The organism is Humiphilus diazotrophicus (assembly GCF_059726315.1).
The window spans coordinates 1,853,991-1,879,937 of sequence record NZ_AP040870.1; the positions used below are offsets into that span (position 1 = coordinate 1,853,991).

Sequence of the window (25,947 nt, forward strand, 5' to 3'; positions counted from 1 at the left end):
AATCCAACTGCAATTCCCGCCAAGAAATAAGTTCCCATTTGCATTTAGGAAGCGTATAAAACATTCGCGCTATGATTCCGGCGGAAGTGTATGTTCTGCTTTGAATTCAGGAAAGTTGAATACATTCTCAAGTAACTTCTCCGCCGGAATCGCACCGGATTTTAAGTGCCGAAGGAGCACGCTTCTCTAATGCATCGCCTGGCTTTTAAAGCTGTCGTATTTTTCGCTGCCGTTATACCTATGCTTCACGCCGAGAACCCTCCGGCCACCTGGATAGACAAAGACACGGGACATCGAGTTATCCGCCTTACCGATGAACCCGGTTCTTCCGGCTTTTACTTCAACGTCAACGCTTATACGCCAGACGGTAAGCGGATGGTTTATAACGCCCCGGATGGAATTCACGTTTTGGATATGGCGACAAGAAAAACACGTTTGCTTGTCCCCAATCCACCACGTCCCGCCGAAACTGCTCCGGGGGCGATGCCGTTCTTCTTCCGTAACGTGCACGCAATCGTCGTCGGAAGAAAGACAAACTCCGTCTTCTTCTCGAAATTCGATATAGATACGAAGTTAAGTACGATTTACAAAGCGGATATCGATACCGGCGAAGTGAAAAAGTTAGCAACACTTCCTCCACGTGCCAATATTGCTTCCATCAATGCCGATGAGACTCTCGGAGTTGGCACCTACGCAGAAACAGACGAGGGAGCGGCACAAGACTACGGAAGGAACCGCCTTCCTCCCGCACAAAAAGCGGGAACCAAGGAACAGGCACCGCAATCGGGATTCCTCGTTCAGCCGGAAGGCAAAGGCGAGATGATGGAACGCCGCTTGGCTGCACAGATTCCAATTGTTCTCTTCACCGTCAATCTGGATACAGGCAAGGTCAATACCCTTTTCCACTCCACGGATTGGATCGGGCATCTGCTCTTTTCTCCTACGGACCCCAACCTGCTCATGTACTGTCATGAAGGACCCTGGCAAAAAGTCGATCGCATCTGGATGATCCATACCGACGGCACTCATAACGAACTCATCCATAAACGCACCATGGCAATGGAGATCGCGGGCCATGAGTTCTGGGGGCTCGACGGCAAGACCATCTGGTATGACTGGCAATATCCCAAGGGAGAGGACTTCTTCCTGGCGGGCTATAACTTGGAGACCCATAAACGCATTGCTTACCATATGCAACGCAATGAATGGTCGATTCACTTCAATCTGACGCAGGGCGAAACCTTATTCACCGGTGATGGCGGCGATCCGGGACAAGTGGCTAAAGCCCCGGATGGAGAATGGATTGAACTCTTTCATCCTGAGATATTGCATGTTACCGGACTCAACCAGCCAGACTTCTGGCAACCGGGAGCCTTCCACTCTGAACATCTGGTCAATATGGCGCACCACAATTATCGACTCGAACCCAACGTGCGCTTCTCTCCGGACAAGAAGCTGGTTATCTTCACCAGCAACATGTTCGGCCCCAGCTATGTCTTTGCCGCCGAAGTGGACAAAGCTGTAAACCCGGCACCATCGGAGATTCAATCCACACCTGAGCTTGCGGCTAAGTTTGCTCAAGCTCCAACTAAGTAACATAACAACAAAGGCTGCCCCCACACAGGAGTAGCCTTTGTTGTTGCTTCTTCTCGACGAAAGTTCTGATTCCCTAATCAGGTCTAGACAAAACTGGAGTCATCGCCACCGGAAAAATCCCCACTATCATCGGCGAGATCATCCATACCGGCATCCTCGTCCTGAAGATCATCCTGATCCTGAAAATCGTCATCCTGGGAGCTACTATCCCCGGCAGGATCGTAGCTGGCATTTTCCAGGTGAGCGGAATTTCGGTCAGGCTCATACTCGGAGCGGTCCAATTGTTCATGCCCTCCCGGACGCTCGTCGAAACTCGCCTCATGTTCGTGATGCTCGCGATTGGGATCAGACGAATCGTAGTAATTGTTGATGACTGTCTCTTCCACAGGAGCGCTACCAAAACCGCTCATGCCCATGGGAGAACCAAATCCTCCAAATCCCGAGCCATAGCCAAATCCGGATGGATGACTCATTCCGTGAAACAGAGCCTGAATCCCTTCAAACGCCAGAGCACCGGCAGCAACGCCAGCCGCAGTTGTTGCTGCTGAGCGCAAGAAGCTCGATCCACCTCCGCCGGACATAGGTGGAGCCGGTTGACCGGCATAGCCACCCGCGGGCACAGCTACCGGCTGATACTGAGGCTGCTGCTGATATTGAGGCTGACCAGCGAATCCAGGTCGTTGTTGCTGCGGAATCTGCGCGGCAGGGGCCTGCTCCGGCTCGTCACGATGGCCTAACAGGCCGCTGAGGAAGCTTGTAGCACGCGACGGACGTTGTTGTTGGGCCTGCTGGAGCTGCTGCTTCAACTGTTCAATCTGCGATCCAGCCTGTTCGAGCGCAATGTTCTGTACTAAGGCAGTCTGGGCCAGAATGTAGATAGCATCCGGCTGACTGGCTAAACCATCACGGAGTAACTGCTCAGCTTCCGGATCTTTTTCGGTGAGCCTGGTTTCGCGTACACGCCGTAACAGATCATTCAGCAGCTGGTTTTCTTGCGGAGTCATCATTTCTCCTCGGCCGTAAATTCGACTTCACGGCCTCTCGTGGGACTACTTCCACGGCTATCAGACTTAGACGCAGCCACAGCCCGGGAGTCGTCCACAGAAGATCAATACGCTACAAATCTTTCAGAAGTTTCAACGCAGCAATATTGTTTGCAGCGACTAGAGCATTTTTCTCATATGTATAGACTTGCCGACGATCGCGAAGAGCGGCTTTCTTTAGCGGAAAGCCGCATAAGCTGTTGTGTCTTGGTCTACGTCTTTGCGAAAAATGCTCTAGAGCAAAACCAGTGTAGGTGTATCCCGAGCCACAACTCCCTACGCAGGTTTTTCGTCAAGAAAACCTGCACATCGCCGACTTTGCATAGGACATAGTAACGCTGGTTTTGCTCTAAAACAGAGAACGCCAAACCTGACGGGTCTGGCGCTCTCTGTACAACTGTTCAAACTTGCTTTAGCGATTGCGGCTATTCAGCTTGGCAAGCAAGCGCAAGATCTCCAGATACAACCAGATCAGGGTCACCATCAGGCCAAAAGCGCCATACCATTCCATGTACTTTGGAGCGCCGGCGCGTGCCCCGTTCTCAATAAAAGCAAAATCGAGAATCAGGTTCAAAGCAGCCACAATCGTAACCACGACGCTGATCCCAATACCCAGCGGTCCCGCTCCGAAGACTGAGTTGAAGTGCATACCGAAAAAGCCCAGGACCATCGTAAGCAGGTAAAAGACGGCGATTCCGCCGGTTGCAGCTACAACTCCCAGAGTGAACTTTTCGGTGGCACGAATAATTCCTGCCCGATATGCAATCAGCAGGGCAATTAACGTACCGAAGGTGAGACCAACAGCCTGCATCGCGATCCCGTGGAATCTAACCTCCAGGAGGGCCGACACACCACCCAACACGAAGCCCTCGGCCAACGCGTAAGCCGGAGCAGTTACTGCTGACCATTCCTTTTTGAAGACCGTTACCAGGGCAAGGATGAGACCTCCGATACCGCCCAGGAGCACGTAAGGCCCAACGACGGTGGGATCTTCAGAGGTCATAAACTGGCTCCACGTCCAAGCCGCCGTAGCCAGGGCACAAAGCATCAGGATTCCCGTCTTGTTGACGGTTCCCGAGATTGTCATCATTTCGCTAGTGGCTACATAGCCATTGCCACGAAAGACTTCCCCATTCAGCACGGGATTGGATGTTTTCATTAATGCCATCGAATTCCTCTTTATCGGCCACTTGCATGGCCTGTACCTATTATGGATGTTGCTCCGCTGAAAAAGAACCGAGCGGCCGACAGATGGCCTCTTCCCATTCCTATAGCCGGAGCAGAGACAAATTCCCTGCCGTACGCTCATTGGACGAAAAAAAGCCTTAAATGTCTATGCAGAGCGAATCAGTATTCTTGCTAGCTGACCAGTTCCAGAGCTCGAATCTCTTCCTTGCGAACCGTGAGCCGGTCGATAAGGTCGGTTCGAACCTCGAATCCTCTTCCTGCTGCCGTCGGCACCGTAATCTCGCCATTCTTCGAAACTTCTACCTCGGGCTCGATAATGTCCTCGGCCCAGTAGCGCTTCGAAGCAGAGACGTCCCCCGGCAAGGAGAAGTTTTCCAGGGACGAAAGGGCAATGTTATGACTCCGCCCGATTCCCGTCTCCAGCATGCCGCCGCACCAGACGGGAATTCCCCGCTCGTGTGCAGCATTATGCACGGCAATGGCCTCACTGAAGCCACCAACTCGACCACACTTGATATTGATGATCCGGCAGGATTCCATCTCGATGGCAGCCAGAGCGTCCCGGCGGTTGTGAATGGACTCATCGAGGCAAATTGGTGTTTCCAGGCGTTTTTGCAGCATGGAGTGGTAGTAGAAATCATCCGCCCAAAGAGGCTGCTCGATCATGAGCAGGCGGAATTCGTCAAAGGTTGCCAGATGATCGCTGTCCCGCAGACGATAAGCGGAATTCGCATCGCAGCTAAGCATGACTTCGGGCCATCGGCTGCGAACGGCAGAAAACAACTCAACATCCCAGCCCGGTTTGCATTTCAGCTTGATCCGCTGATAGCCAGCCGCCAGTTCCTTATCAATAACATCCAGAGTAGCTTCAATGCTTGGCTGAATACCGATTGAAACACCGCAAGGAATTGTGTCCCGGACGCCACCAATCAGCTTGGACAGGGAAACCCCCTCCATCTGGGCTTCCAGATCCCACACAGCATTTTCCAGAGCCGCTTTCGCCATACGATGACCACGTACCCTGCCGAAAATATGAGGGCACTTCCCGGCATGTTCCGGATCAGCCGAGGCCAACGACGGGCCAAGCTCTTGCAGCAGGACGGTCCAGGCGGTATCAACTGTCTCTTCGCTAAAGTAGGGGTGTTCTCCCGCGACACACTCACCCCACCCCGTCAAACCTTCGGCGCGAATTTCGGCTAGCAAAATGCGACGCTCAGTTGTGCGTCCGAAACTGGTTTCAAACGGCTTAACTAGAGGTATGTGCAGTTCGCGTAGAAGGATTGCATCAATTTTCATGAGAGTCTGATCTCGCTTGTGAATTGGGAGTAGGGTCTTGCCACTTCCCTAACTGAAAGGTTCCGTTACCAGTTGCTTCCCGGGTAAAACCTATGACTGCTAAACCATTGGAAAATGCATGCATGAAACGTTGCCGGTTTTCGGACTGCACGCTACAAGCCTTCTCCTGATCATCAGGAGAGCTCTTCCATTCGTAAATCGCGCCCGGCACCGTAATCGTTTCTTGGACCTCAGACGCAAGGGGGAGCTTGCCTGCGATAGCTTGCCTGACTCGAGAGGTATCCATCCACCATTCCGCATGTAGACGGTCGGTTGGCAAACCACCTTGTAACCGAGATGAGGATACACCATAAAAGTTCGGGGTGTAGCGCCGCACTATGGCTCCGAGCTTGTGGATATTGAGGAATGCGTTCTTGATCTCAAGTGGGTCAAACGTCCATTCCATCAATAAGATACCTCTAGCCAGAGCATCCTCACGTTGAGCTAGCTTTAATTGTTTTCCGAGTCCCCGATTCCGATACGCAGGACGCACTGCAAGCATGTGCGAATGCAGGTAAGCGTGGCCATCTCGAATTCCAGGAAGAGCCATGGCAAAACCGGCCATATTCGCCGCTTCGCCTTCACTTGAGGTACCGGGTATGCCGGTGTCAAACGCGGCAAAGACCTGCCCGCCTATCTTTTGCGCCAGTAGGAACATGCGACGGGGAACAACATCCTCATCGTCATATCCCCATACTTCAATCTGCAGAGCAACACATGCAGCTAACTCCTCGAAACTACGTACTTCACGTACAAGAATCATCGTTGGCTACTCAGGCAGTTCCTTTTGTTTCGCTTTAATCCAAAGCTCTTCCAGCTCATCGGCGGAAAGTTCTTCCAGAGCCCGGGAAGACAGAGCCTCCATAGAATGGAAGCGCTTCCGAAACTTCAAGTTGGTCTGGCGAAGAGCCATTTCCGGATCGACATGAAGATGGCGGGCCAGATTGACGAGGGTGAACAACAAATCTCCAACTTCACCCTGCACAGCCGATTTTCTGGCTTCGGCAGACTCGGTTGCCATCGCTTCCTTGAGCTCGGCTGTCTCTTCCGACAGCTTGTCGAAGAGCCCCGAAGTATCCTTCCAGTCGAAACCGACCTTTGCAGCGGCAGAGCCCAGCTTGGAGGCTTCCATCAGCGCCGGCATAATGCGCGGCACCCCGGATAAGCGAGATTCCTTCTCTGAAACATCTCCCTGCTGCTTGGAGGCCTTTTCAGCCTTCTTGATCAGCTCCCAATTGCGCAGAACCTGGGCCGATGCGGTCGCATTGGAATCCACATCTGCGGAGTTTCCTGCCGCAGCGGATGCTTCATCGCCGAAGACGTGAGGATGGCGCCGAATCAGCTTGCGATTCAAATGCTGAATCACATCGGAGATAGAAAAATGGCCTTCCTCGGTCGCCATTTGCGCATAGAAAAGAATCTGCAACAGCAGATCTCCCAGCTCTTCAGCCAGATCGGGCCAGTGTCGGCGCTCAATTGCGTCGAAGACCTCGTAAGCTTCTTCCAGCGTGTATTTGCGGATAGAGTCGAAGGACTGCTCCCGATCCCAGGGACAGCCTTCGGGAGAGCGTAAACGGGCCATGATGGCCACCGCCTCGGCAAAAAGGGACGCAGCACGAGCAGCATCAGGCAATTGAGCAGCGGTTTCCATACCTTTAACTCTACTCGATTGTCGGTCAAGAATCGTAAGAAGAAGACTTACAAGGTAATCTGGACCGGATGATGCTCTGGGAAATCAGCTTAGTCGCGGTTCTCGGACTCGTTTTCGGCAGCTTTCTGAATGTCTGTATCGCCCGTCTGCCCGAAGACCAGTCAATCGTGAGCCCAAGGTCGCACTGCATGCATTGCGGGGCGATGATCGCTTGGTACGATAACCTGCCACTGATCAGCTGGATCGTGTTGAGAGCACGGTGCCGCTCCTGCAAGGCCCCCATCAGTTGGAGATATCCACTGGTCGAAATTGGGACAGCGGGGCTCTGGATTGCATGTTTCTTGAAGTTCTATGCCCAGGATACACAGCTAAGCTTTCCCTTTTCCGCAGTGGCGGCAGCGGGAAGCGCACTCCTCTGCTTCCTTCTGTTGGGCCTTGCTGTAATGGATTGGGAGACATTACTCCTGCCAAACGAATTCACCTGGACAGGTATTGTGCTGGGAATGGGGTGGCAAGTCTTCTGGCGATGGATCTGGGAAACAACTCCCGAAAAAAGCCTAAGGGAAATTCTTTTCGCACTGGGAAAAGTTGTATGCGCAGCCTTGGCAATCCTGCTGATCCGGTGGATTTATCAGAGCATCCGGCACCGTGAAGGGATTGGACTAGGCGACGCCAAGCTGGTGGCTATGCTCACGGCATGGCTGGGCTTGAAAGAGATGCTGCTGATTTTCTTCCTCGCTGTCGTTACCGGAGCGCTGTTTTCGTTACTTCTGCTGAGCTTTCGCCGGGATGGCCAAGAAACATGGGCTGAGCGCCAGATTCCCTTAGGCACATTCCTATGCCTAGCCGGGCTTTACGCCATCTTCTTCGGACCAGCCACTCTGCATTGGTATGAAGGGTTTTTATAGGCTACTTTCGGGAAGATTCCTTGCCCGGTCCTTCCAGGCTCTTTAGTGCCTTCTGAGAGGCCTTCGCATGAGGGCCATCCGGATCCAATTCCAGGCACTTCTTATAGGCCGCAATCGCTTCCGGAGTCTTTCTCATCTTCGAAGCAGCTTCCGCCAATCCATACGCCGCGTCTGCATCGTCCGGCTCGAACATTAAGGCATCTTTAAAGCGGTTATAGGCGGCAAACCAATTTCCCTTGTCCATATAGAACTTGCCGATCCGGTCATCCTCGGCCGCTCGCTTAGGATCGCGAAACTCTGCCGGAATCTGGGTGTTTCCAGAGCTTTTATCTTTCGATCTGTCGGCATCCCAGTCGCCAAGGTCCATAAGGCGGGTTGCGCTTGAACTCTCTCCGGGAGAGACAGGCTGCACCTTAGGAGCATCGGCATCGTTCTCATTTCCCTGTTTTGTGGCATCTTCAGCAGCCTTGCGAGACACATCCTCCGGGAAAGGATTGTCGTCTGCATTGGTGTTCTTCTTTGGTGCAGTCTTGTCCTCGGAAGGCTTCTGCTGGTTGGAATCCGTCTTTGCGGGTGCAGGGGTAGACGGCTCGGCGTCCTTTTGCTGCTGAGCATAGATTTGCCCGGAAAGCAGCAAGCCTGCCGAGAGTGCGATACTCATCAGGGAACGATGCATAGCCACTCTTATTTTAAGCCTCCCATCATGCAGTGATACGATGCGTCCAAAAGGTTTCGATACTTCCATACAATTTCTTTAAAAAGGAATGTAAGCACTTTCCATGGGTTTAATGATCCGCTCCTCAGCCATTCACGCCGCCGGCTGCTATACAACCACCCCAGTTTCCAAAGGCGCCCGCGTAGTCGAATACACTGGTCGCCGCATCTCCAAAGAGGTGGCTGACGAAAAATACGAGAACTCCCCTACAACTTACCTCTTTGGTATCGGCGACGGCTCTACCGTAATAGACGGACACGGCACAGCAATGTTTATCAATCATTCCTGTGATCCCAACTGTGAAACGGAAGAGATAGACGGGCGAGTCTGGATTACGGCCATCCGCGATATCAAGGCTGGAGAGGAACTTACCTACGACTATTACCTCTACGATGGAGGAGAGGACGAAGCATATTGCAACTGCGGTTCCAAGAATTGCCGCCAATCGATGTACTCTCCTGAGGAGCTGAAACGCCGGGCCAAAGAAAAAGCGAAACAAGAACGGAAAGCCAGGGCTGAAAAGAAGCTTCTTGCTTCCAAAACCAACAGGAACAAGAACAAAAAGGCTTCGGGAAAAAGCTCTGGCCGCAAAAAGATGGCCCAAAGATAGCGTTGGCAATGTAACATCTGGGTCAGCCGGAAAAGGGATTCTATGAGCAAGGTGCGACAGATCCTGATAGCAAATACAACCGCGCTCGTTGGCTGTGCGCTACTGCTGGCGATAATTCCAGGCTCTACCAGTTCAGCGGTGTGGCTGGTCCCGGTTATTCTCAGCCTGGGGCTGGTTAACGCCGCATATTGGCTTCTTCCGCATCTGGCGGAAAACAAGATGCGGCATCATGGTCAGGCGCTCTTGACCCTGGCTCTTATTCTTCTGGCAGGTTTGATCTCCTGGGTCTGGATCCGCCACTGAGTCAGGCCATCCCAGTTTTCTCGTCCCCACATCCCCCGATCAGCCAAGCAAATCTGGATTCAAGCAGGTAAAATAGTAGCTGATTACTGCGGAACCCCTCTGAAATTGAATCGCGACAACATCTAATTGGGCACCGGCGGAATGCACGACCGCGGCTTATGGGGTCTCCTACGGCTTTTGTGCGGGAAACGAGAAAAAGATAACGATGATTTCAGTCAACAACGTGAGCATGCGATATGGCTCAAAGATCCTCTTCGAGGAAGTCACCACAAACTTCATTCCTGGCCGTCGCTATGGTCTGACCGGACCGAATGGTGCCGGAAAATCGACCTTTATGAAGATCCTCACCGGCGAACTTGAGCCGCAAAAAGGATCGGTTGTACGCCCCAAACGCATGGGCGTCCTGCGCCAGGATCAGTTTGCTTTTGACAGCTATCGCGTGATCGACACGGTCATCATGGGCAATGCCGCATTATGGGCTGCCATGGAAGAACGGGACCGGATTTACGAAAAGGCAGAGCTGACCGACGAAGACGGTATGCGCCTTGGCGAACTCGAGGGCATCGTCGGAGAGGAAGATGGCTACACCGCCGAAAGCGATGCGGCGATTCTGCTTCAGGGACTGGATATTCCCGACGAATTGCACGAACGCAAGATGGGCGAACTTCAGGGCGGACAGAAGGTTCGCGTCCTATTAGCCCAGGCACTTTTCGGTAAACCGGGAGCGTTGCTGCTGGACGAGCCTACGAACTATCTCGATTTGGACTCGATTCATTGGCTTCAGGACTTTCTGACCTCGTTTGAAGGAACGCTGATCACCATCTCCCACGATCGCCATTTTCTGAACAGCGTCTGCTCTCACACAGCCGATATCGACTACCAGACCATCATCACCTACACCGGTGGTTACGACGACATGGTTCTGGCCAAGACGCAGATCCGTTCCCGTTTGGAAGCCGAAAATGCCCAGCGCGAGAAAAAGATTGCCCAGCTCAACGAGTTTATTGCCCGTTTTGCCGCCGGCACCCGCTCCAGTCAGGTAACCAGCCGTAAGAAGGAAGTGGAACGTCTGCAGACCAACGACCTGGCTCGTTCCAACATCCAACGCCCGTATATCCGTTTCGAGCAGAATCGCCCCTCGGGGAAACACGCTCTCGAATTCGAAGGAATCGGAAAGGCTTATGGAGATCTGAAGGTTATCGATGGATTCTCTGGCCTGGTGATGCGCGGAGAAAAGATCTGCTTGATGGGCCGTAACGGTGTGGGCAAAACGACTTTGATCAAGGCACTTCTAAGCGTGATGCCGGATGTGGCCGAATCGGACTTTACGTTGGACGAGGGCAATATCAAGTGGGGCCACGAAGCCCAGATCGGCTATTTCCCACAAGACGTCTCCAATATCATTCAGAAGGGCATGACGGTTACCGACTGGCTCTATCAGTTCGATCCTAAGGCCACAAAGGAAGATATTCGCGGCCTTCTGGGACAGATGCTCTTCAGCGGAGAAGAAGGGCTAAAGATGACCGATGCGCTTTCCGGCGGCGAAGCAGCCAGACTGCTGTTCTGCAAGTTGATGCTGACCAAGCCCAACGTCCTGGTGCTGGACGAACCGACAAACCACCTGGATTTGGAATCCATCAACGCGCTGAATATTGCAATTCAGCGCTACGAGGGCACGGTGCTGCTGGTAACCCACGATCACGACATGATTGATGAAGTGGCAACCCGCATCTGGCACTTCGACCAAAACACAATTGACGACTTCAAGGGACCGTACGAAGAGTACGTCTCTGCTGCAGGGACTACACGCAGGTAAGGAAAAGTGCCTCCCATTTTGAACGCAAAGGCCCTGACGAAAAGCTTCGGGGCCAACTCCCTTTTTCGTGATATCAATTTCGTGGTGGAAGAAGGTGATCGTATCGGTCTCATCGGGCCGAATGGTTCCGGCAAATCCACCCTTCTCGGTATCCTTGGCGGCAACATCGAGCCGGACGCAGGCGAAGTTGCCTACCGTCGGCATACAAAGCTGGCCTATGTTGCTCAAGTTTCGGATTTTGCGCCGGGCGAGACGCCCAGAAGCATCCTGCATCGAGCTCTCTCCCGGGCGCAGGTTCCCGAGAACGAATGGGAGGGACGCACCGCCGAAACTCTGGGCCGGGCAGGCTTTGAATCGTTTGAAACCGAGGCGGTTACCTTTTCCGGCGGATGGAAAAAACGGCTGGCTATTGCCGAAGCTCTCGCGCAACAGCCAGACATTCTCCTCCTAGACGAACCGACGAATCACTTGGACCTTGCCGGAATCGAATGGCTCGAAGAATTGTTATCTTCGTCCCCTTTTGCCGCCGTCGTAGTAAGTCACGATCGCTATTTCCTGGAAAACGTAGCAACCAGCATGGCAGAGCTGAATCGTGCATATCCCAGCGGACTACTCCGTGTTACCGGAAATTACAGCGAATTCCTTGTCCAGAAAGAAGAATTTCTATCTTCGGAAGCAAGACGCCAGGATGCCCTCGAAAATAGAGTAAGACGGGAAATCGAATGGCTCCGCCGAGGTCCCAAGGCCAGAACAACCAAGAGCAAGGCGAGAATCGACAAAGCTCACGAGCTGATGTCTGAGTTAGCCGATGTAAGCTCGCGTATACGCACCCAAACTGCCGCAATCGACTTTACAGCGACAGACCGCCAGACAAAAAGGCTAGTAGAATTAGCATCGGTAACCTACTCGGTTGGCGACCGCACCCTCTTTTCTAACCTTGATTTCCCATTGGTAGCCGGGATGCGCGTTGGACTGGTTGGCCCCAACGGAAGTGGCAAGACCACACTTCTGAGGCTATTAACAGGCCAGTTAGAACCTTCAAGAGGCGAAATCAAAAGAGCCGCAGCATTGAGAATCGTCTATTTCGACCAGAACAGGGTTCTGGACCCGGATGTTACTCTGCGTCGCGCTCTTGCTCCCGATTCTGATTCGGTTATCTACCAGGATAGGGTTATCCATGTCGCTTCCTGGGCTGCAAGATTCCTATTTACGGGAGATCAACTAAACCAGCCCGTGGGTCGCCTATCCGGAGGAGAACGGGCACGAATCCTGATTGCGAAACTAATGCTGGAACCGGCCGATCTGCTCTTACTCGACGAGCCCACAAACGATCTGGACATTCCCACACTTGAAATCCTTGAGGAAAGCCTTCTGGAATATTCCGGAGCTGTAGTTCTCGTAACCCATGATCGCTATCTACTCGACCAGGTATCTAATGTTGTTCTCGGCCTGGATGGAGAAGGAAATGCCGCAAGGTTTGCCGATTATGCACAGTGGGAAGCATGGCTCCAAGAGCTCAAGACAACAAAAGAAGTCGATACCTCGGCTAAGCCCGTTGAAGTATCTAAAAACGAAACTTCAGCCTCTGCAAAAAAGAAACTTTCCTATCTAGATGCCCGGGACTATGCCTCTATCGAGGAGCGGATAGCGGAAGCAGAAGCAGCCCTAGTTACTAAAAAAGCACTTCTGGAGTTACCAGAGGTTGTAACCGATGCGGTACGTCTGCAATCGGCTTTGGCTGAGACAGAAGCCGCACAAAAGGTAGTAGATGACCTGTATGCACGTTGGGCGGAATTGGAAGCTAAGCTAAATTAACGCCCTATTCAGGTAAATTCAAAGAATTAAGGGCTGTTCCTATTCCGAGAAAGCGAACAGCTCCCCCCTCCATCCAACCCAGACAAGGAAGTAGAAAAAAGCCCCTAAGTGGGAGGAAGCTACCTCCCGGACCGGCATCCCGCCTATCCTGTCAGGTCAAAATTTTTGGCATAAACCGATGGTAAGCGGATAAAGAAAACTTTTGTCAGTTGGCTATCTTTCCACAGATAGGTATGCTATTAGCATTATGTCCCTAGAGAACGTTGTTCAAGAAATTGATAAAGAAATATTCCGGCTCCAGGAAGCACGGAAACTCCTCTCCGGAAGCACTGGTGTCAACCTACCAACCTCGCTGAAAGCTGGAGCAACCAAGACAGCCGGAAAGCGCAACCTGTCACCCGCAGCAAGAAAGCGGATCGCTGACGCTCAGAAGCGGCGTTGGGCAAAACATCACGCAGCTAAGGCAAAGTCATCGTCCTAGTCTGCTACCCGATATGGCCCAAGAGAATAGGATTTGATTCCTGATTCTCTTGGGCCATAAAGCTGAACCAAACTTGTTATCTTAAGGTTCAGTATGAGATCGTCTGTCCGTTTTTCTATCCTTATCCTTCCTATCCTTCTCGCTGGATGCCGCACTTCCACTCCTTATCCATCCACCGCCTACAGCCAGCCAGGCAAAACAGAGATTCACTACTCTCCAGAGGAAGACCTGGAACGCATCGATATCAACCTGATCCGCGGCGCTCAACATTCCATCGACATGCCGATGTATGCGTTTACTGACAGATTTCTTGCAGAAGCCGTTAGGGATCGTGCACAGCATGGGGTGAAAATTCGGCTCTATAGAGATCAGGGACAGTTTGAAGAAGAAATGGGACGTGCCTCCCAAAAGAATACCGGGGACGATCCTCTCTCCCTCTTCAAAGGAGAACCCAATATCCAAATTCGCGTGAAGGGCAGTTCTACGTTGCAACACCTGAAGTCCTATTGCGTCGATGGCAAGATTCTCCGCGACGGTTCTGCCAATTGGTCTCCTACAGGGGAAAAGCGGCAGGATAATTCCCTGGTTATCGTCACCTCCCCGGCAGCTATTCAGCATTTCGAACAAGTCTTCGATCAGATCTGGAACCGCACCGATAACCAAATCATCCAGTAAACAGGCATCCTACCGAACCGGCTTGCTTTTGAAAGGATCCGGTATTGGGGGTAACGGAAGCAGATGTTTGTTACCGAAAATGTTTTCATTCTTAGAACGAAACCAGCGTAGGTGTATCCCGAACCACAACTCCCTACGCAGGTTTTTCGTCAAGAAAACCTGCACATCGCCAAATTAGAACAGGACATAGTAACGCTGGTTTTGCTCTAGTTCTAACCTTCGTGGAAACTTCAATGTCCTTTCCAAGGATGGGCAACGCTCTCCACTTCTCGACCTTCTCTTCAACAGAAAGGGGAAATCATGGCAGCACATGCATGGACTTTCGATACGGTCAGAGATCGGGTGGAGAGAATTTATCGAGAATGGGATGAAGCACTTTCTCGCAATGATGCCGAAGCCTTATTAGCCCTCTATGCGAAAGATGCCACCATTGAGAGCCCACTAATTCCTCATCTGATGAATACTGAGATCGGCGTATGTCACGGCCATGACGAGATGCGGCCATTCTTCAAAGAGGTAGCAACCCGCAAGCCCACCTTACGCCATTACTACCGCACCGGTTACTTCACAGATGGCAAGCGGATCATATGGGAATACCCGCGTGTAACTCCTGATGGAGAACAGATGGACTTTGTCGAATCCATGGAACTCAATGATGCCGGGCTGATTCAATATCACAAAGTCTACTGGGGCTGGAGAGGATGCAAGGTCCTAAAGGAAGACATGTATCGTCGGTGACTAAGGGCCTCCACCTTCAACGAAGAATTATGTTGATGGCAATACAAAAGGCAAGAAGGATTATCGCCAACAGCCAGGTAACTCCGCTGCGTTTAGCCTCATTTCCATTGTCGGAAGGATAAATCTTAGGACTGCTGGGTAGCTGCACCCAAGCAGGTTGATTGATACTGAACAACCACGCCAGAATTATGGTCGTCGTGAATCCCAAGACTGCCCCGTAGAAATCCATCGCCATACGACTGCCATAGAACTTTCCGTAATAACCAGCGATAGCGTTATGTGCTAAGGCAACTGCAACGCCTATCGAAAAGCCCCGGAAAGCACCCTTCGCTGTAACCCGGGTAGAGAAGACACCCAAGATAAAAATCGCGAATAGTGGCGCATTGAACAATGAAAACAGGAGCTGGATGTATTCCATCAGGTTGGAAAAGTGCAAGGCAAAGTAGGAGGTAGCAAAGCTGAAGACCACAATCACTACTGTGCTAAATCGCCCCATGGCTATATAGCTGGATTCCTGACGTTTCGTACTCAAAAAAGTACGATAAATATCATTTGTCCATAGAGAACTCAAAGCAGTTACATTTGCTGCGAGACTGGAGGTCAGGCTGGCCAGAAGCGCCGTAACGCCCAGCCCCATCAGACCGTGCCCCAGATACGACGACATTAGCGTCGGCAGCACTTGATCGTAATTTCCCTGAAACCGCCCAGGGAGCAGAACAATGGAAGCGACGCCAGGCAACACGACCAAAAGAGGAAAGAGAGATTTCCCACAAGCGGCCCAGAGAGGAACCTGTGTCGCAGCAGCAACGTTGCGTGCTGCTAGAGCTCGTTGCATGAGGACAAAGTCAGTGCACCAGTAGCCGAAACTCAGGATAAAGCCCAATCCAAAAACGATACCGACGCTGTCCATTTGAGAAGTAGGAGAAAACAGTGGCAGAACACTCCACATATGGGCTTTGTCTGCCGGTATCTGCTGCAGCAATCCGTGAACGCCATGGACACGTCGGAGAATTACAACCACGAGAGGGATAATTCCGGCCAAAATAATCCCGAGTTGCAATACCTCGTTATAGATCGTGGCTCGCGCTCCTCCGAGGTAGACATAAGTAAGAACGACTCCAGCTGCAACCAATGCTCCGGACTGAAAGCTCCACCCCAACACCACCTGCAGGATTCTTGCAACGGCATAGAGACTTATCCCGGAAAGCAGCTGCATCGTAAGCCCGAGAGCTATCGCTGTCGCTAAGCGCGTTGACTCGTTATACCGCTTCTGCAGAAACTCCAATACACTCTGCGCATTGCTATTCCTGTATGCAGGAAGCATCCACAAGGAAAGAAAAACCATCGCCGGAACCGCACCGATGTAATAAAAATGCGCGGCTTTCAATCCATACTGAGCACCCATTGCAGCCATCCCCATCAGTTCCAGGGCGCCGCAATTCGCTGCAAGGAAAGATAGAGTCACAATCCAAACGGGCAGCGAGCGACTCGCATTCAGGAATTGCGCGGAGTTCTCGCTTCTGCGCTTTGCGATCCAGCCAATGAGGATATTGATTGCAAAATAGATTCCAATAATCGAAAGATCGAGGGTGTTCAGTTGAATACCGGACGAATTCATTTAGCTCTGGACACACTTTCTCGACCACATTCCAATCATCTGCGGTGTACGGTGGATATCCTGTTTATTTTTACCGCAACTCAGCGACGGGACGAATCAAAATAATGCAAATCCCATTGCGAACGCCAGGTAATCGAAAAAGTATCGCCCTGCATATCGATTGGCAGCCACACATATCTGCCGTCAATTGCATTCTTTGGACGCCAACGATCCGCGATGAAGATGAAGGCTCCAGGCTTTCCCTGAACAGGAAGCACATAGGTGCTCTGGGCTCCAAACGTAAGCTCGGCGTTTTCACCCCGGCATGGATTCCCAAGCTCTTTCCACGGACCAGCTAACGAATCGGCTACAGCGGCAAATGCAGGATTCGGATTCCAGCCGGTAGTATGCGAGCCGATGTAGAAATAGTGCCCGTTTGCCTTGAAAACCGCTGCGGCCTCCAGAGACTTCTTCTCCAGAATGCGAACGAAATGCCCGGTTGTATTCAGATAGTCATCGGTCAATTGCGAAAGATGCTGCGTCTGATTGTCCTCTGAAGTAGTGATCAAATATGCCTTACCATCGTCGTCGGCATAGAGTGTCATATCACGCGACATTTCACCGTCAGGACGAAAGCTTCGCAGAAAAGAATAAGGACCTGCGGGTCGCTTACTAACTGCCACACCGGCACGAGCCGCTGAATAGCCCTTTCCTTTCAATTCCAGATGGAACCACATGACGTAGGTCTTGGTCTTCTCGCTATAGAGGACCTTGGGACGTTCGATAATTGATCCCTTCACAATATCGCTGGTCGGATCATCCGAAACTTTGAGCGCAATTCCCTCATTCTTCCAGTGATAGAGATCTTTCGATGAGTAGCAGGAGACTCCCACGTTAGCGAGATTTCCCTGTGATCCCTCTGTTTTAAATTCTCCGAACCAGTAATAGACGCCGTTACGATACAGAAAGCCACCGCCATGCGCGTTAATCGGAACACCCTTCGTGTCATTCCAAAGCTCGCCGGGAGCAAACCCAGGTTTATCCTTTTTCGCTTCCGACCAACTGGAGACCACTGCTCCCGCAAAGACCAGGCGAGCAACTAGAAGGTATTTCAGACGATTCATTCTGGATCTGTTCATGATTGATTCTTTTTTGGGTTGAGAATTGCCTCAAGATTTATCTGCACTTCTTGGAGGACCTATCATGCTGCGTTTCTACGCACCTGGATCACGGCGGTAAACGTATACACATGAACGCGGAACATAGTAGGTGCCCGAAAACGTCATTGTCAAGAAAAGGTTTTCAGACTTATTTCTGTAGGAAGATGTAGCCGGAGGGGTAATTATGCGCAGCAGAATACGACAGGAAAGAATACGAAATCCAAGTTGGCCATGATTCGCCTCGCAAATTTATCTTCCTGAAAACGCTAAAGCATAGGCCAATTAAGCGGACAGGAAAATGAAAATAATCGTAGAATGAAACGATTCAATTATGGGATACGTCTCTAGAACAGTACGGAACTTGCGAATCAGCTGATGGGAGTGATCCAAAATCGTGCTCCAACTTCACCATTTCTTTTGCTTCATCCTTCTTGGCTCATCGCCATTCCTTCCTATCTCACCTGGAGCCAACGCACAAGACCTTCCATCGGTAACATCTGTACTTGAGCGCCAGCTTGCTCCGACACACCCCCGATTGTTTATCAAAGACAGCGAATTGCCGGCAATCAAGCAGAAAATTGATACTGATCCATTCGTCAAAACTCTTTACCAGGATCTGCTCTCTCGTGGTGAATCGCTCCTTCTAGTGCCTCCTCACAAATATGCTTTGTGGGGTGCGGACTCTACTCTTCTTCCTGTTGCAAGAGATGTAGAAAATCGCATCTTCACTCTTGCCGGAATTTATCGCATTACAGGCGATAAACGTTTCGCAGAAAGAGCAATCCAGGAAATGCAGGCAGCTGCGGCTTTCCCCAACTGGAATCCCGGACATTTCCTCGACACTGCCGAGCTCACCGCGGCGCTCGGTGTGGGATATGACTGGCTCTATCCCCTGCTCGCTCCCGAAGATCGCACAGCAATTCGAAGCGCCATGATCACCAAGGGGATTCTGCCCTGGCTGGAACGAGTTCGCGCCAATCATGTGCACTTCAGAAATAATTGGTCGCAAGTCTGTAATGGAGGAGAAACAGTTGGCGTTCTTGCCATAGCAGAACAGGACCAGCCCGAAAACCTCTCTCTGGCCAAAGAGGTTGTAGATAGTGCCCGTTCTAATATGGCTGAAACGATGCAGCTCTTCGCTCCCGATGGAGGATTTGAAGAAGGCCCTGTCTACTGGAATTACGCAACCATCTATAACGTTTTGTATCTTGCCGCTCTCGACACCTCTATCGGCACCGATTTCAATGAGGCCAATGAGCAAGGATTCTCTCACACGGCCGAATATCGCATCCAATCGCTCGGACCGATTGCACTCTATGCCAATTTCGGCGATGCACACCCTGCGGCGTTTCCAGCGCAACAAATGTTCTGGTTTGCCCGTCGCTTCAATCGCCCTGAATACGCAATGCAGGAACGGCAGCTGGAACTGGCAATTCACGGAAATACTCCAAGAGCAGCCGTAAGAGAGAGCATTCGCTTTGCGACTTTCGGACTCTTCTGGGCGGCTCTCGCGCCTTCTCCATCCGCAGACACACAGCTTCCACGTATACAAAGCTTCTCCCGCATTGCTCAGGCATACATGCGCTCCGCCTGGGATATTCCTCAAGCATGGTTTATAGGCTTCAAAGGCGGAGATGCGCACGCAAACCACGGACATCTCGACCTCGGCTCTTTTGTATTGGATGGGCTGGGGGAACGATGGGCAGTCGACCTGGCATCCGACAGCTATGGACTTCCGGGATACTTCGGTAAGGAACGATGGACGTATTATCGAACTCGAACCGAGGGGCACAATACGCTTACCATTGACGGCCAAAATGAGGATCTGGATGCTGTTGCACCTCTCCTCATGACAGAGGACACGGGTTCCAAGCTCTTTAGTATCGCCAACCTGGATACGGCATATAAAAACAAATTGCAGAGATGGAGACGAGGCGTAGCCATTCTCGATGGACAAAGAGTCCTCATCCAGGATGAGGTAATACCGTCACGCGCGGTCGATATCGTCTGGAACCTGCATACAGATGCAGAGGTAGAAATCGCGCCGGACAAACGAACAGCTACGCTGAAGAAAGGAGCAGCCACGATTCAGGTCCGCCTGCTCTCTCCGTCCAATTGCACCTTTGCCTTGGCCAGTACGGAGGTGCCTCATCCGCAGACCAGTAATCCGGGTATCAGCAATCTGGTGATCCGGCAGTCTCAGATCTCGACTCCAGAAACCATAGCAGTGGTCTTTTCATCCCTCAAAGACGAGGTTCAGGTCCCAATACACCCTATGGCTAGTTGGGCACAACGATAGCCATTAAAAGTGATGGGAATAGATACATTAGTCGAGTTCGAGTCATGAAGCTGTTAGTTTGACGACCGACGCGAGGCACTTCGAGGATTACTAGTCGTACGCAACCCTGGGAGATAGATTACAAAGAGGTAGAACCACCGTATGACATTGTAGATAGAGCTCCTCTCAGGACTCTCTTCGGAAGGGACATAGGCTGGAGAGAGCGGGCGTATATCCCAGCCACAGAAACCATATAAGACTATCTGAATCAAATATTTATGCCATAACGACCTAGTCGACCATTCCGAGTATGGGAAACGTCATCTCTTGAACTCCAACCCTCTTCATTTCCCCGTATCGGATCAAAATCGTTTGCCGATACAACAAAATAAGATTTGTTCAAGAAAATCAGCTAGGCATGCAGGCAGTGTTTGTGAATATCGTAACGCTGGGGCTCCTGGTGTTCCTGTTTGGAGCTGCTGCGCGCTTGCGCCCAAATCGGCAAGTACGCCTTTGGGTGGTGGCGTGGCTTTTTGTCATGTTCCACTTCTGCGCAGGACTATGGAATCCCACCGCGCCGCTGTACGAGCACCTGCAGAAAAGCCTTATTTTTAGTGCACTGGTCTTAAGTGGCATCTGCTTTGTCCTGTCGAATATCTCCGTCCATGAAACCCCACAGCAAACCTTCCGCATGGGTGTGTGGATAGTCGCGACAGATCTACTTTGTGTAAATCTTCTGATATTCGGACCACCGCCCAACGGAGTGCTATACGCACTCGTAATTTGTCAGCATATGGGAGTGCTGAAAAGCTGCTGGACAACTTTGCGGCATCGGACGTCTATGCTGTCGGCCATAGGCTCAGTCCAAATCCTCGGTCTGGTATGGATGATTGGAGCCGTATGGACTAACCGCCCGCAGGAGGTTATCTACGCTATCCTCGCAGAGTCCCTTCTATGTGCTGCGCTGGATTTTTGGTTCGATCGAAAGCAACATGCTGGATTGGGGCTCGTAACAACAGTCATTGGCCTCGCATCCTGGGGCCTTTTATTTCCAATATCGCTGTTCATCCAATACTTGTGGCCTGATGTATCTCTCGATCATGAAATCTGGAGTGCATCAAAGTTTTGCACGGCTATTGGCATGATCTTGATTGTGCTCGAAGAGGAAATTGCCTCAGCACGAAACCTTACCGACGAATATCAGCTTCTCTTTCAAAGCAGTCCCAATCCCCTCTGGATATTTGACATCCACACTCTGGAGATTCTGAACGTCAATCGTGCCGCACTGGAAAAACACCAATATACACGTGAAGAATTTCTCCAATTAAAAGTTACAGATCTCGTTGACCCGGCCTTTGTCCCCACAGTGCTTGAGGAGATTCATGCTCCGCAGGCTCGGCCAAATCATGCTTCCCGTCATGTTCGAAAAGACGGCAGCATTCTGCCGATGGATATCACAGCACACGACATTGTCTTTCACGGCAGAGAATGTCGCTTTGTCCTGGCCATCGATGTAAGCGAACGGGAACTGCTCAGTCAGCAACTCGTACATCAGGCTCGGCACGATATTCTTACCGGGCTTCCGAACCGGATGCTGTTTCACGAAAAGCTTGTGGAAGCAGTCGCTCAGTCTTTTGAGTCCCAGGAAAAACTCGCAATCATCTGTCTGGACATCTACCACTTCAAGCGGATCAACGATACATACGGACCAAACATCGGCGATGAATGCCTCAGGCGTGTCGCCAGCCTGCTTCGTGTTCATGTTCGGCCGGAAGACATCGTAGCGCGCACGGCTGGCGAAGAATTCACGATCGTCCTGACTGAACTAAAAAGTCTCCTCACCGCAGAACGCACAATCGCTAATCTGCTCGAAGCATTTTCCAAACCTCTCCTCATTAACGAACACAAGATCTCTATCCCGCTCAGCATCGGAATAGCAATCTGTCCGGATGACGGAGAGACAGTCCCTCTTCTTTGGCGTGGAGCGGAGAATGCGATGTGTCAGGCCCAGGAGTTAGGAAGTGGACAGGTCGTATGGCTCTCTCCAGAACTGAGCAGTGCCTCCGAAGAAGAGCTTGAGCTCGAGGCTTACATGCGGATACAGCTAGAAGAGGGAGGATTCCATCTGGCCTATCAACCTATTTACAACTTCAACGGCAAAGTACATGGGTTGGAAGCCTTGTTGCGATTGAACCATCCAAGATACGGAACAGTCAGTCCCGCTAAATTTATCCCCATTGCTGAAAAATCCGGTCTGATCGTTCCGATTGGGGAGTGGGTCATCGAAGAAGTCTGCCGTCAATTACAGGAATGGACAAAAGATGGCATGCATCTCGTTCCTGTAGCCATCAATGTCTCAGGAATTCAGCTCACAAGCAGCACCTTTGCAAACCGGATGCTCAGCATCTTGGAGCGGAGTGAGATTGCACCAAAGTGGATTGAGCTGGAGATCACCGAGTCAGTAGTGATGTTCAATATGGCTGAAGTAGCCCGTCAGATGAAGGAGCTGTCCACGCAGAAAATTCGTTTCTCGATCGACGATTTTGGAACCGGCCATTCTTCTCTGGGGCGTCTTGATCGCCTGCCAATTTCCACTCTGAAGATCGACCGTTCATTCACGGAAAGACTGGGATCTCACGATGGGACTTATTCCATCGTGCAAGCCATCATCTCGATGGCAAAATCGCTCGGCCTGGAAGTGGTAGCCGAGGGAGTGGATCGGGACGAGCAAATCGTAAAGCTACGAGAGCTCCACTGCGACTACATGCAAGGATTTCTGCTCTCCCGGCCGCTCAAGCCTCAAGCAGTTCCGCTGGTAGTAGGTGGAATCTGCCCCATCTCCGCATAAAGGATCCGGGCAAATTTCGCTACAATCCGTTTTCCTCAGGTTACTGATCCTGCAGGAGAAAATTGTTTCTCCACCAGCCCGATGGCAACAGAATTCTTTGCTACAATCTGATTACGGGACAGCAACAAGTTTCGTTTTGAAGTCGCTTGCGACTGGCAGTGAAGTGTGGTCAGATTCTTTATCCCTCACACTGTCCATAAACGCCGAAATTGGTTATATTCATAGAGGCGGTTGAAGCAAGCAAGTAGTAAAACCGTTGATCCTAAATCGACGGTAGTTGTTGAAAAGTGGGGACGTAGTTCAGCTGGTTAGAATGCTGCCCTGTCACGGCAGAGGTCGCGGGTTCGAGCCCCGTCGTCCCCGCCATCATTCCAAAGAGTTTACGGAACGATGGCATCCCCCAAAGACAGCATCCTTAGGTTTGATATAGGTGCAATAAGCTCCCTATTCAGTAATTTGAAGGTTGTATTTTCCCCTTCGTCTCACCCAAATCTGGAACCATCACCTTTACAATTTTGCTTTGTGCGGCTCGTTTGTTGGAGGTTGTTGCCTGCGTGTAAACCTCGATTGTGATCCTGCTATTGGCGTGCCGTAAAAGCTCCTGGACCGTCTTCACATCTTCCCCGTTCGCTTTCCAGCAGCGTACCAAAGGTGTCGCGGAAGGTGTGCCAGCCGATACGTTTGTGAATACCATTTACTTTTGCAACCGGCCGGATGTGACGTTTCATGAGGTTGTCCGGCCAGTAGGGCTGCTTCCCTGTCATGGTCTTGCTGGTGAAGATGCACTTCGGCTGGAGTGCGAACGCTTCTTCCGGACCTTCCAGACCTCGGAAACCCAAAGGCTAATTGGGCGCAGAATTCCAGCATACTGCGTCCGACTATGGCCAAAGGTAAGCCCATTCGCGATGTTCACGTCGATGGTTCTGGAAAGCGGATTCGCGATCCCGCTAATTCTATAGGTCCTAACGTCCGGAGTATGAATCTCTCTGGGGCCTTTCTCAGGTCGGAACGTGATCTTGTCGAGAGCCACGGATGGACTTATGATCCATCTACAACCTATTGGTATCCACTGAGCAAATAGGAGGGTCTTTATTGTTCACGGCAACTCCAGGACCTAATCGTTGGCGGCTCGGCTTCACTGAAGCCGTGAAATCGGGTTTGCGTTTGTCGAAAAATATGGTTTACAGCTCGTAAAGGAGGAAGTCACCCTAGCCTGCATTATTCATGAATTTCGGATCTGGATTCTCGGAAACCCGCTTCCTATGCACACTTGAGCCCTGTTTTCGCATTCGGCCGCGACTGACAGACTGTTTGGCGGTCAAAATCCTGGAATCGAAAGAAGTGCATCATTGCTGCTTTTCAGAGACCGACAGCTATTCATGAATAATGCGGGCTAGTCCGATATCAATCCGAGAAGGTGGCCTTGACTATTTACCATGCAAGAGGTTCGTATGAAATAGGAGTTGAATTCGAAAGGGTGGGGACTCCCCAAGAGAGGTTCAATTTATACGAAACGCTTAAGTGGGCTAAGGAATCCGGGAAGATCGGAGAAATTCTTTTCGCTGGCTATCAGGCTAGTAGCCGCGATGCCGTTCAGAAGATAATCCCTCAAATGGCCCAATTGGTGAAAGACTATGGCGAATTACTTCTTCAAGGAGACGTGGAGACATACCGAGCTCTTCGAGAGCAGCAAGCCTTAGATGCTGCAGAGTACACGAAGGAAGTTCGTTTACGGGCAACACGAAAGCAGGTTGAGATTGCATGGCATAACAAAGACTATGAAGCTGTGGTAAGACTCTACCAAGAGATGCAAGACAGTCTGACTTCTTCTGAGTTCATGAGGCTCCAATACGCCGAGAAGCAGGTTCTTTCGGTTCAGAGTAGTCGTACGAAAAACAACTAGAAGCCGCGGTATGGCCTCGGCAAAGGGGGACAGCCTGAAGGATTCAGCGGGCACTTCCTCCTTTTCTTCGTCGATGAGTTCGTTGAAATCCTCGCGGAGGTCCATGCTGCAAAGCTCTGTTGCGTAGATCTCAGTAACGTACACGGCCACATCCTGCTTCTTTCTCATTAGCCAATTCATGAGCGATATCGTCATTTCTACCCAGACTGTTGATTTTGCTGCCTATTGTTAAGTTACCCAAAGATTGTTAATTCTCTCCTTGGTTGAGTTCATTGAAGACATTATGCTTGTCGGTGTTACGTTGGAGCTCAATCCCGGATTTTCTGCGAGCATTTGTGGCAGGCTCAAGCCCTTTTCCAGGACGTTCTTAGCCTTAGCGACACAGACGAAGGGCCCAGGTTGTGGTTATGACGGTCGATGTAGTCGCCAATCACCATGATGAGTTGCTCGAAATCGAAGAAGACTAGTCATTGTCCCGCTCTGCGAATTGAAACACACCAACTCAACTCATCTCAAGACGTTACGGCCTCTCACTTATCGCGCAGTTTTTCCCCTAAAAATCAGCCCGTCGGTTCCAGTTCAAATCATTGAGGGAACCGACGCCTAGAAGAATCGTGTTGTAAATTCTCAACTCTCGGGATAATACTCACCTATTTAGCAAGCATCACCTGTGTTCTCCATATGCCTGACTGGTGTTTAGCCGGATCGAGTACGGTAATCTGCAGTTCGTACTGCCCGCGTGCTAACGTGTCGCCATCAATTTCGAAGCTGAAGGGAACCTTACTAAGGGCGTTGACGGCGGGCACGGCGACCGATTTAGGTCTCGTCTCGTAAACCTTTTTGCCATTCGTATAGAGACCCACAAAGGCGTAGAGTGGCAGCCGCGTGGTCAATGTTATTGCGTTGGTCGTTGTTGGCGATGCAGCAGCGGGAACAACATCATCTGCGTACTTTCCTTTGTATGCCTGGAAGTAGACGTAGATTTTGTGCCCAGAAGTGAAGACGCGCGTGACACTGGGGATGAGCTTCTTGCCATCCTGAACGAGCGGGTTAGCAGCTTCGTCTTTTGCCCGAGCCTTTGCCTTCTCCGTGTCATGGAGAGCGTCCTTCAGATCGACGCGCTGGCTGGAAAGAACCACCGAACTGATAGGAACGCGGTCCTTAACTGAAGCAAGATTCGGAATTGAGAAAGTTGTCTGGTAAGTTCCGATGCGCCCCGTCTCCTCGTCCCGCGCCAGGAACTTAATACTGTAGTCGCCTGGCAGCAGGGTGTAGCCGAAATCGTAT

At 51.3% G+C, this 25,947-nt stretch carries 22 protein-coding genes, 1 tRNA gene and 1 pseudogene; 13 read left to right on the forward strand and 11 right to left on the reverse strand.

What is annotated here, in order from left to right:
* The first annotated feature begins 189 nt into the window (after positions 1-189).
* On the forward strand, positions 190-1,596 hold the full coding sequence (locus AC6I7T_RS08840) for an oligogalacturonate lyase family protein (RefSeq protein WP_497792999.1): 1,407 nt from the start codon (positions 190-192) through the stop codon (positions 1,594-1,596).
* Between the two features lie 83 nt (positions 1,597-1,679).
* Here the strand turns inward: AC6I7T_RS08840 and AC6I7T_RS08845 are convergent, their stop codons facing one another.
* From AC6I7T_RS08845 to mazG, 5 genes are all read right to left on the reverse strand, one after another.
* Positions 1,680-2,603 (reverse strand): DUF2076 domain-containing protein, encoded by a 924-nt coding sequence (locus AC6I7T_RS08845; protein ID WP_497793000.1) that lies wholly within the window; start codon positions 2,601-2,603, stop codon positions 1,680-1,682.
* Positions 2,604-3,051: 448 nt separating this feature from the next.
* Complete coding sequence (locus AC6I7T_RS08850) at positions 3,052-3,807, reverse strand: Bax inhibitor-1/YccA family protein (RefSeq protein WP_497793001.1); 756 nt, start codon at positions 3,805-3,807, stop codon at positions 3,052-3,054.
* Between the two features lie 191 nt (positions 3,808-3,998).
* On the reverse strand, positions 3,999-5,123 hold the full coding sequence (menC, locus tag AC6I7T_RS08855) for an o-succinylbenzoate synthase (RefSeq protein WP_497793002.1): 1,125 nt from the start codon (positions 5,121-5,123) through the stop codon (positions 3,999-4,001).
* A complete protein-coding gene (locus tag AC6I7T_RS08860; protein WP_497793003.1) occupies positions 5,113-5,925 on the reverse strand; it encodes a GNAT family N-acetyltransferase in 813 nt (270 codons plus the stop codon). The genes menC and AC6I7T_RS08860 overlap by 11 nt, the downstream gene beginning before the upstream one ends.
* Before the next feature lie 6 nt (positions 5,926-5,931).
* Complete coding sequence (gene mazG / locus AC6I7T_RS08865; protein ID WP_497793004.1) at positions 5,932-6,813, reverse strand: nucleoside triphosphate pyrophosphohydrolase; 882 nt, start codon at positions 6,811-6,813, stop codon at positions 5,932-5,934.
* Between the two features lie 71 nt (positions 6,814-6,884).
* Between mazG and AC6I7T_RS08870 the strand changes: the two genes are divergently transcribed.
* On the forward strand, positions 6,885-7,721 hold the full coding sequence (locus AC6I7T_RS08870) for a prepilin peptidase (protein ID WP_497794578.1): 837 nt from the start codon (positions 6,885-6,887) through the stop codon (positions 7,719-7,721).
* Between the two features lies 1 nt (position 7,722).
* Here the strand turns inward: AC6I7T_RS08870 and AC6I7T_RS08875 are convergent, their stop codons facing one another.
* Positions 7,723-8,397 carry a tetratricopeptide repeat protein gene (locus AC6I7T_RS08875; RefSeq protein WP_497794579.1) on the reverse strand — a complete coding sequence of 225 codons (675 nt, stop codon included), beginning with the start codon at positions 8,395-8,397 and terminating at the stop codon, positions 7,723-7,725.
* 103 nt (positions 8,398-8,500) lie between these two features.
* Between AC6I7T_RS08875 and AC6I7T_RS08880 the strand changes: the two genes are divergently transcribed.
* The 6 genes from AC6I7T_RS08880 (at position 8,501) to AC6I7T_RS08905 (ending at position 14,874) form a co-directional block, all read left to right on the forward strand.
* Complete coding sequence (locus tag AC6I7T_RS08880; RefSeq protein ID WP_497793006.1) at positions 8,501-9,046, forward strand: SET domain-containing protein; 546 nt, start codon at positions 8,501-8,503, stop codon at positions 9,044-9,046.
* 42 nt (positions 9,047-9,088) lie between these two features.
* Complete coding sequence (locus AC6I7T_RS08885; RefSeq protein ID WP_497793007.1) at positions 9,089-9,349, forward strand: hypothetical protein; 261 nt, start codon at positions 9,089-9,091, stop codon at positions 9,347-9,349.
* A 205-nt stretch (positions 9,350-9,554) separates the two neighbouring features.
* Entirely contained in the window at positions 9,555-11,165 is a 1,611-nt protein-coding gene (locus AC6I7T_RS08890) for an ABC-F family ATP-binding cassette domain-containing protein (protein WP_497793008.1), read from the forward strand.
* Between the two features lie 6 nt (positions 11,166-11,171).
* Positions 11,172-12,980: an ABC-F family ATP-binding cassette domain-containing protein gene (locus tag AC6I7T_RS08895; protein WP_497793009.1), complete on the forward strand. Its 1,809-nt coding sequence runs from the start codon at positions 11,172-11,174 to the stop codon at positions 12,978-12,980.
* 574 nt (positions 12,981-13,554) lie between these two features.
* A complete protein-coding gene (locus tag AC6I7T_RS08900; protein WP_497793011.1) occupies positions 13,555-14,136 on the forward strand; it encodes a phospholipase D-like domain-containing protein in 582 nt (193 codons plus the stop codon).
* Positions 14,137-14,436: 300 nt separating this feature from the next.
* On the forward strand, positions 14,437-14,874 hold the full coding sequence (locus AC6I7T_RS08905; protein ID WP_497793012.1) for a nuclear transport factor 2 family protein: 438 nt from the start codon (positions 14,437-14,439) through the stop codon (positions 14,872-14,874).
* 16 nt (positions 14,875-14,890) lie between these two features.
* Here AC6I7T_RS08905 and AC6I7T_RS08910 read toward each other — a convergent pair whose 3' ends face one another.
* Together AC6I7T_RS08910 and AC6I7T_RS08915 are read right to left on the reverse strand one after the other, a co-directional pair.
* Positions 14,891-16,492, reverse strand: coding sequence for a sodium:solute symporter family transporter (locus AC6I7T_RS08910; protein ID WP_497793013.1), 1,602 nt, complete (start codon positions 16,490-16,492; stop codon positions 14,891-14,893).
* A gap of 80 nt (positions 16,493-16,572) precedes the next feature.
* The gene (locus tag AC6I7T_RS08915; protein ID WP_497793014.1) at positions 16,573-17,610 is read right to left on the reverse strand and encodes a glycoside hydrolase family 43 protein; all 1,038 of its coding nucleotides are present in this window, start codon (positions 17,608-17,610) and stop codon (positions 16,573-16,575) included.
* Positions 17,611-18,025: 415 nt separating this feature from the next.
* Here AC6I7T_RS08915 and AC6I7T_RS08920 point away from each other — a divergent pair, with 415 nt between their 5' ends.
* From AC6I7T_RS08920 to AC6I7T_RS08930, 3 genes are all read left to right on the forward strand, one after another.
* Positions 18,026-19,930 carry a heparinase II/III domain-containing protein gene (locus tag AC6I7T_RS08920; protein ID WP_497793016.1) on the forward strand — a complete coding sequence of 635 codons (1,905 nt, stop codon included), beginning with the start codon at positions 18,026-18,028 and terminating at the stop codon, positions 19,928-19,930.
* A 397-nt stretch (positions 19,931-20,327) separates the two neighbouring features.
* The gene (locus AC6I7T_RS08925) at positions 20,328-22,757 is read left to right on the forward strand and encodes a putative bifunctional diguanylate cyclase/phosphodiesterase (RefSeq protein ID WP_497793017.1); all 2,430 of its coding nucleotides are present in this window, start codon (positions 20,328-20,330) and stop codon (positions 22,755-22,757) included.
* A gap of 289 nt (positions 22,758-23,046) precedes the next feature.
* Positions 23,047-23,123, forward strand: a tRNA-Asp gene (locus AC6I7T_RS08930).
* Positions 23,124-23,335: 212 nt separating this feature from the next.
* Here AC6I7T_RS08930 and AC6I7T_RS08935 read toward each other — a convergent pair.
* Positions 23,336-23,485 (reverse strand): hypothetical protein, encoded by a 150-nt coding sequence (locus tag AC6I7T_RS08935; protein WP_497793018.1) that lies wholly within the window; start codon positions 23,483-23,485, stop codon positions 23,336-23,338.
* 68 nt (positions 23,486-23,553) lie between these two features.
* On the opposite strand from AC6I7T_RS08935, the gene AC6I7T_RS08940 reads away from it, so the two are divergent.
* Together AC6I7T_RS08940 and AC6I7T_RS08945 are read left to right on the forward strand one after the other, a co-directional pair.
* Complete coding sequence (locus AC6I7T_RS08940) at positions 23,554-23,838, forward strand: hypothetical protein (protein ID WP_497793019.1); 285 nt, start codon at positions 23,554-23,556, stop codon at positions 23,836-23,838.
* Between the two features lie 396 nt (positions 23,839-24,234).
* Entirely contained in the window at positions 24,235-24,660 is a 426-nt protein-coding gene (locus AC6I7T_RS08945; protein WP_497793020.1) for a hypothetical protein, read from the forward strand.
* A 351-nt stretch (positions 24,661-25,011) separates the two neighbouring features.
* On the opposite strand, the pseudogene AC6I7T_RS08950 reads toward AC6I7T_RS08945, so the two are convergent.
* Positions 25,012-25,124, reverse strand: a pseudogene (locus AC6I7T_RS08950) (IS630-like element ISCARN69 family transposase); the annotation flags it as partial.
* Between the two features lie 186 nt (positions 25,125-25,310).
* A complete protein-coding gene (locus tag AC6I7T_RS08955) occupies positions 25,311-25,799 on the reverse strand; it encodes a hypothetical protein (protein ID WP_497793021.1) in 489 nt (162 codons plus the stop codon).
* Positions 25,800-25,947: the final 148 nt, after the last annotated feature.

Excerpts from the sequence above, each read along its gene's own strand:
- AC6I7T_RS08840 (WP_497792999.1), top strand. The coding sequence starts at position 190 with ATGCATCGCCTGGCTTTTAAAGCTGTCGTATTTTTCGCTGCCGTTATA.
- AC6I7T_RS08900 (WP_497793011.1), top strand. The coding sequence starts at position 13,555 with ATGAGATCGTCTGTCCGTTTTTCTATCCTTATCCTTCCTATCCTTCTC.
- AC6I7T_RS08890 (WP_497793008.1), top strand. The coding sequence starts at position 9,555 with ATGATTTCAGTCAACAACGTGAGCATGCGATATGGCTCAAAGATCCTC.
- AC6I7T_RS08870 (WP_497794578.1), top strand. The coding sequence starts at position 6,885 with ATGCTCTGGGAAATCAGCTTAGTCGCGGTTCTCGGACTCGTTTTCGGC.
- AC6I7T_RS08885 (WP_497793007.1), top strand. The coding sequence starts at position 9,089 with ATGAGCAAGGTGCGACAGATCCTGATAGCAAATACAACCGCGCTCGTT.
- AC6I7T_RS08935 (WP_497793018.1), bottom strand. The coding sequence starts at position 23,485 with ATGAAACGTCACATCCGGCCGGTTGCAAAAGTAAATGGTATTCACAAA.
- AC6I7T_RS08875 (WP_497794579.1), bottom strand. The coding sequence starts at position 8,397 with ATGCATCGTTCCCTGATGAGTATCGCACTCTCGGCAGGCTTGCTGCTT.
- AC6I7T_RS08925 (WP_497793017.1), top strand. The coding sequence starts at position 20,328 with ATGCAGGCAGTGTTTGTGAATATCGTAACGCTGGGGCTCCTGGTGTTC.
- AC6I7T_RS08850 (WP_497793001.1), bottom strand. The coding sequence starts at position 3,807 with ATGGCATTAATGAAAACATCCAATCCCGTGCTGAATGGGGAAGTCTTT.
- mazG (WP_497793004.1), bottom strand. The coding sequence starts at position 6,813 with ATGGAAACCGCTGCTCAATTGCCTGATGCTGCTCGTGCTGCGTCCCTT.
- AC6I7T_RS08905 (WP_497793012.1), top strand. The coding sequence starts at position 14,437 with ATGGCAGCACATGCATGGACTTTCGATACGGTCAGAGATCGGGTGGAG.
- menC (WP_497793002.1), bottom strand. The coding sequence starts at position 5,123 with ATGAAAATTGATGCAATCCTTCTACGCGAACTGCACATACCTCTAGTT.
- AC6I7T_RS08910 (WP_497793013.1), bottom strand. The coding sequence starts at position 16,492 with ATGAATTCGTCCGGTATTCAACTGAACACCCTCGATCTTTCGATTATT.
- AC6I7T_RS08860 (WP_497793003.1), bottom strand. The coding sequence starts at position 5,925 with ATGATTCTTGTACGTGAAGTACGTAGTTTCGAGGAGTTAGCTGCATGT.
- AC6I7T_RS08915 (WP_497793014.1), bottom strand. The coding sequence starts at position 17,610 with ATGAACAGATCCAGAATGAATCGTCTGAAATACCTTCTAGTTGCTCGC.
- AC6I7T_RS08845 (WP_497793000.1), bottom strand. The coding sequence starts at position 2,603 with ATGATGACTCCGCAAGAAAACCAGCTGCTGAATGATCTGTTACGGCGT.
- AC6I7T_RS08880 (WP_497793006.1), top strand. The coding sequence starts at position 8,501 with ATGGGTTTAATGATCCGCTCCTCAGCCATTCACGCCGCCGGCTGCTAT.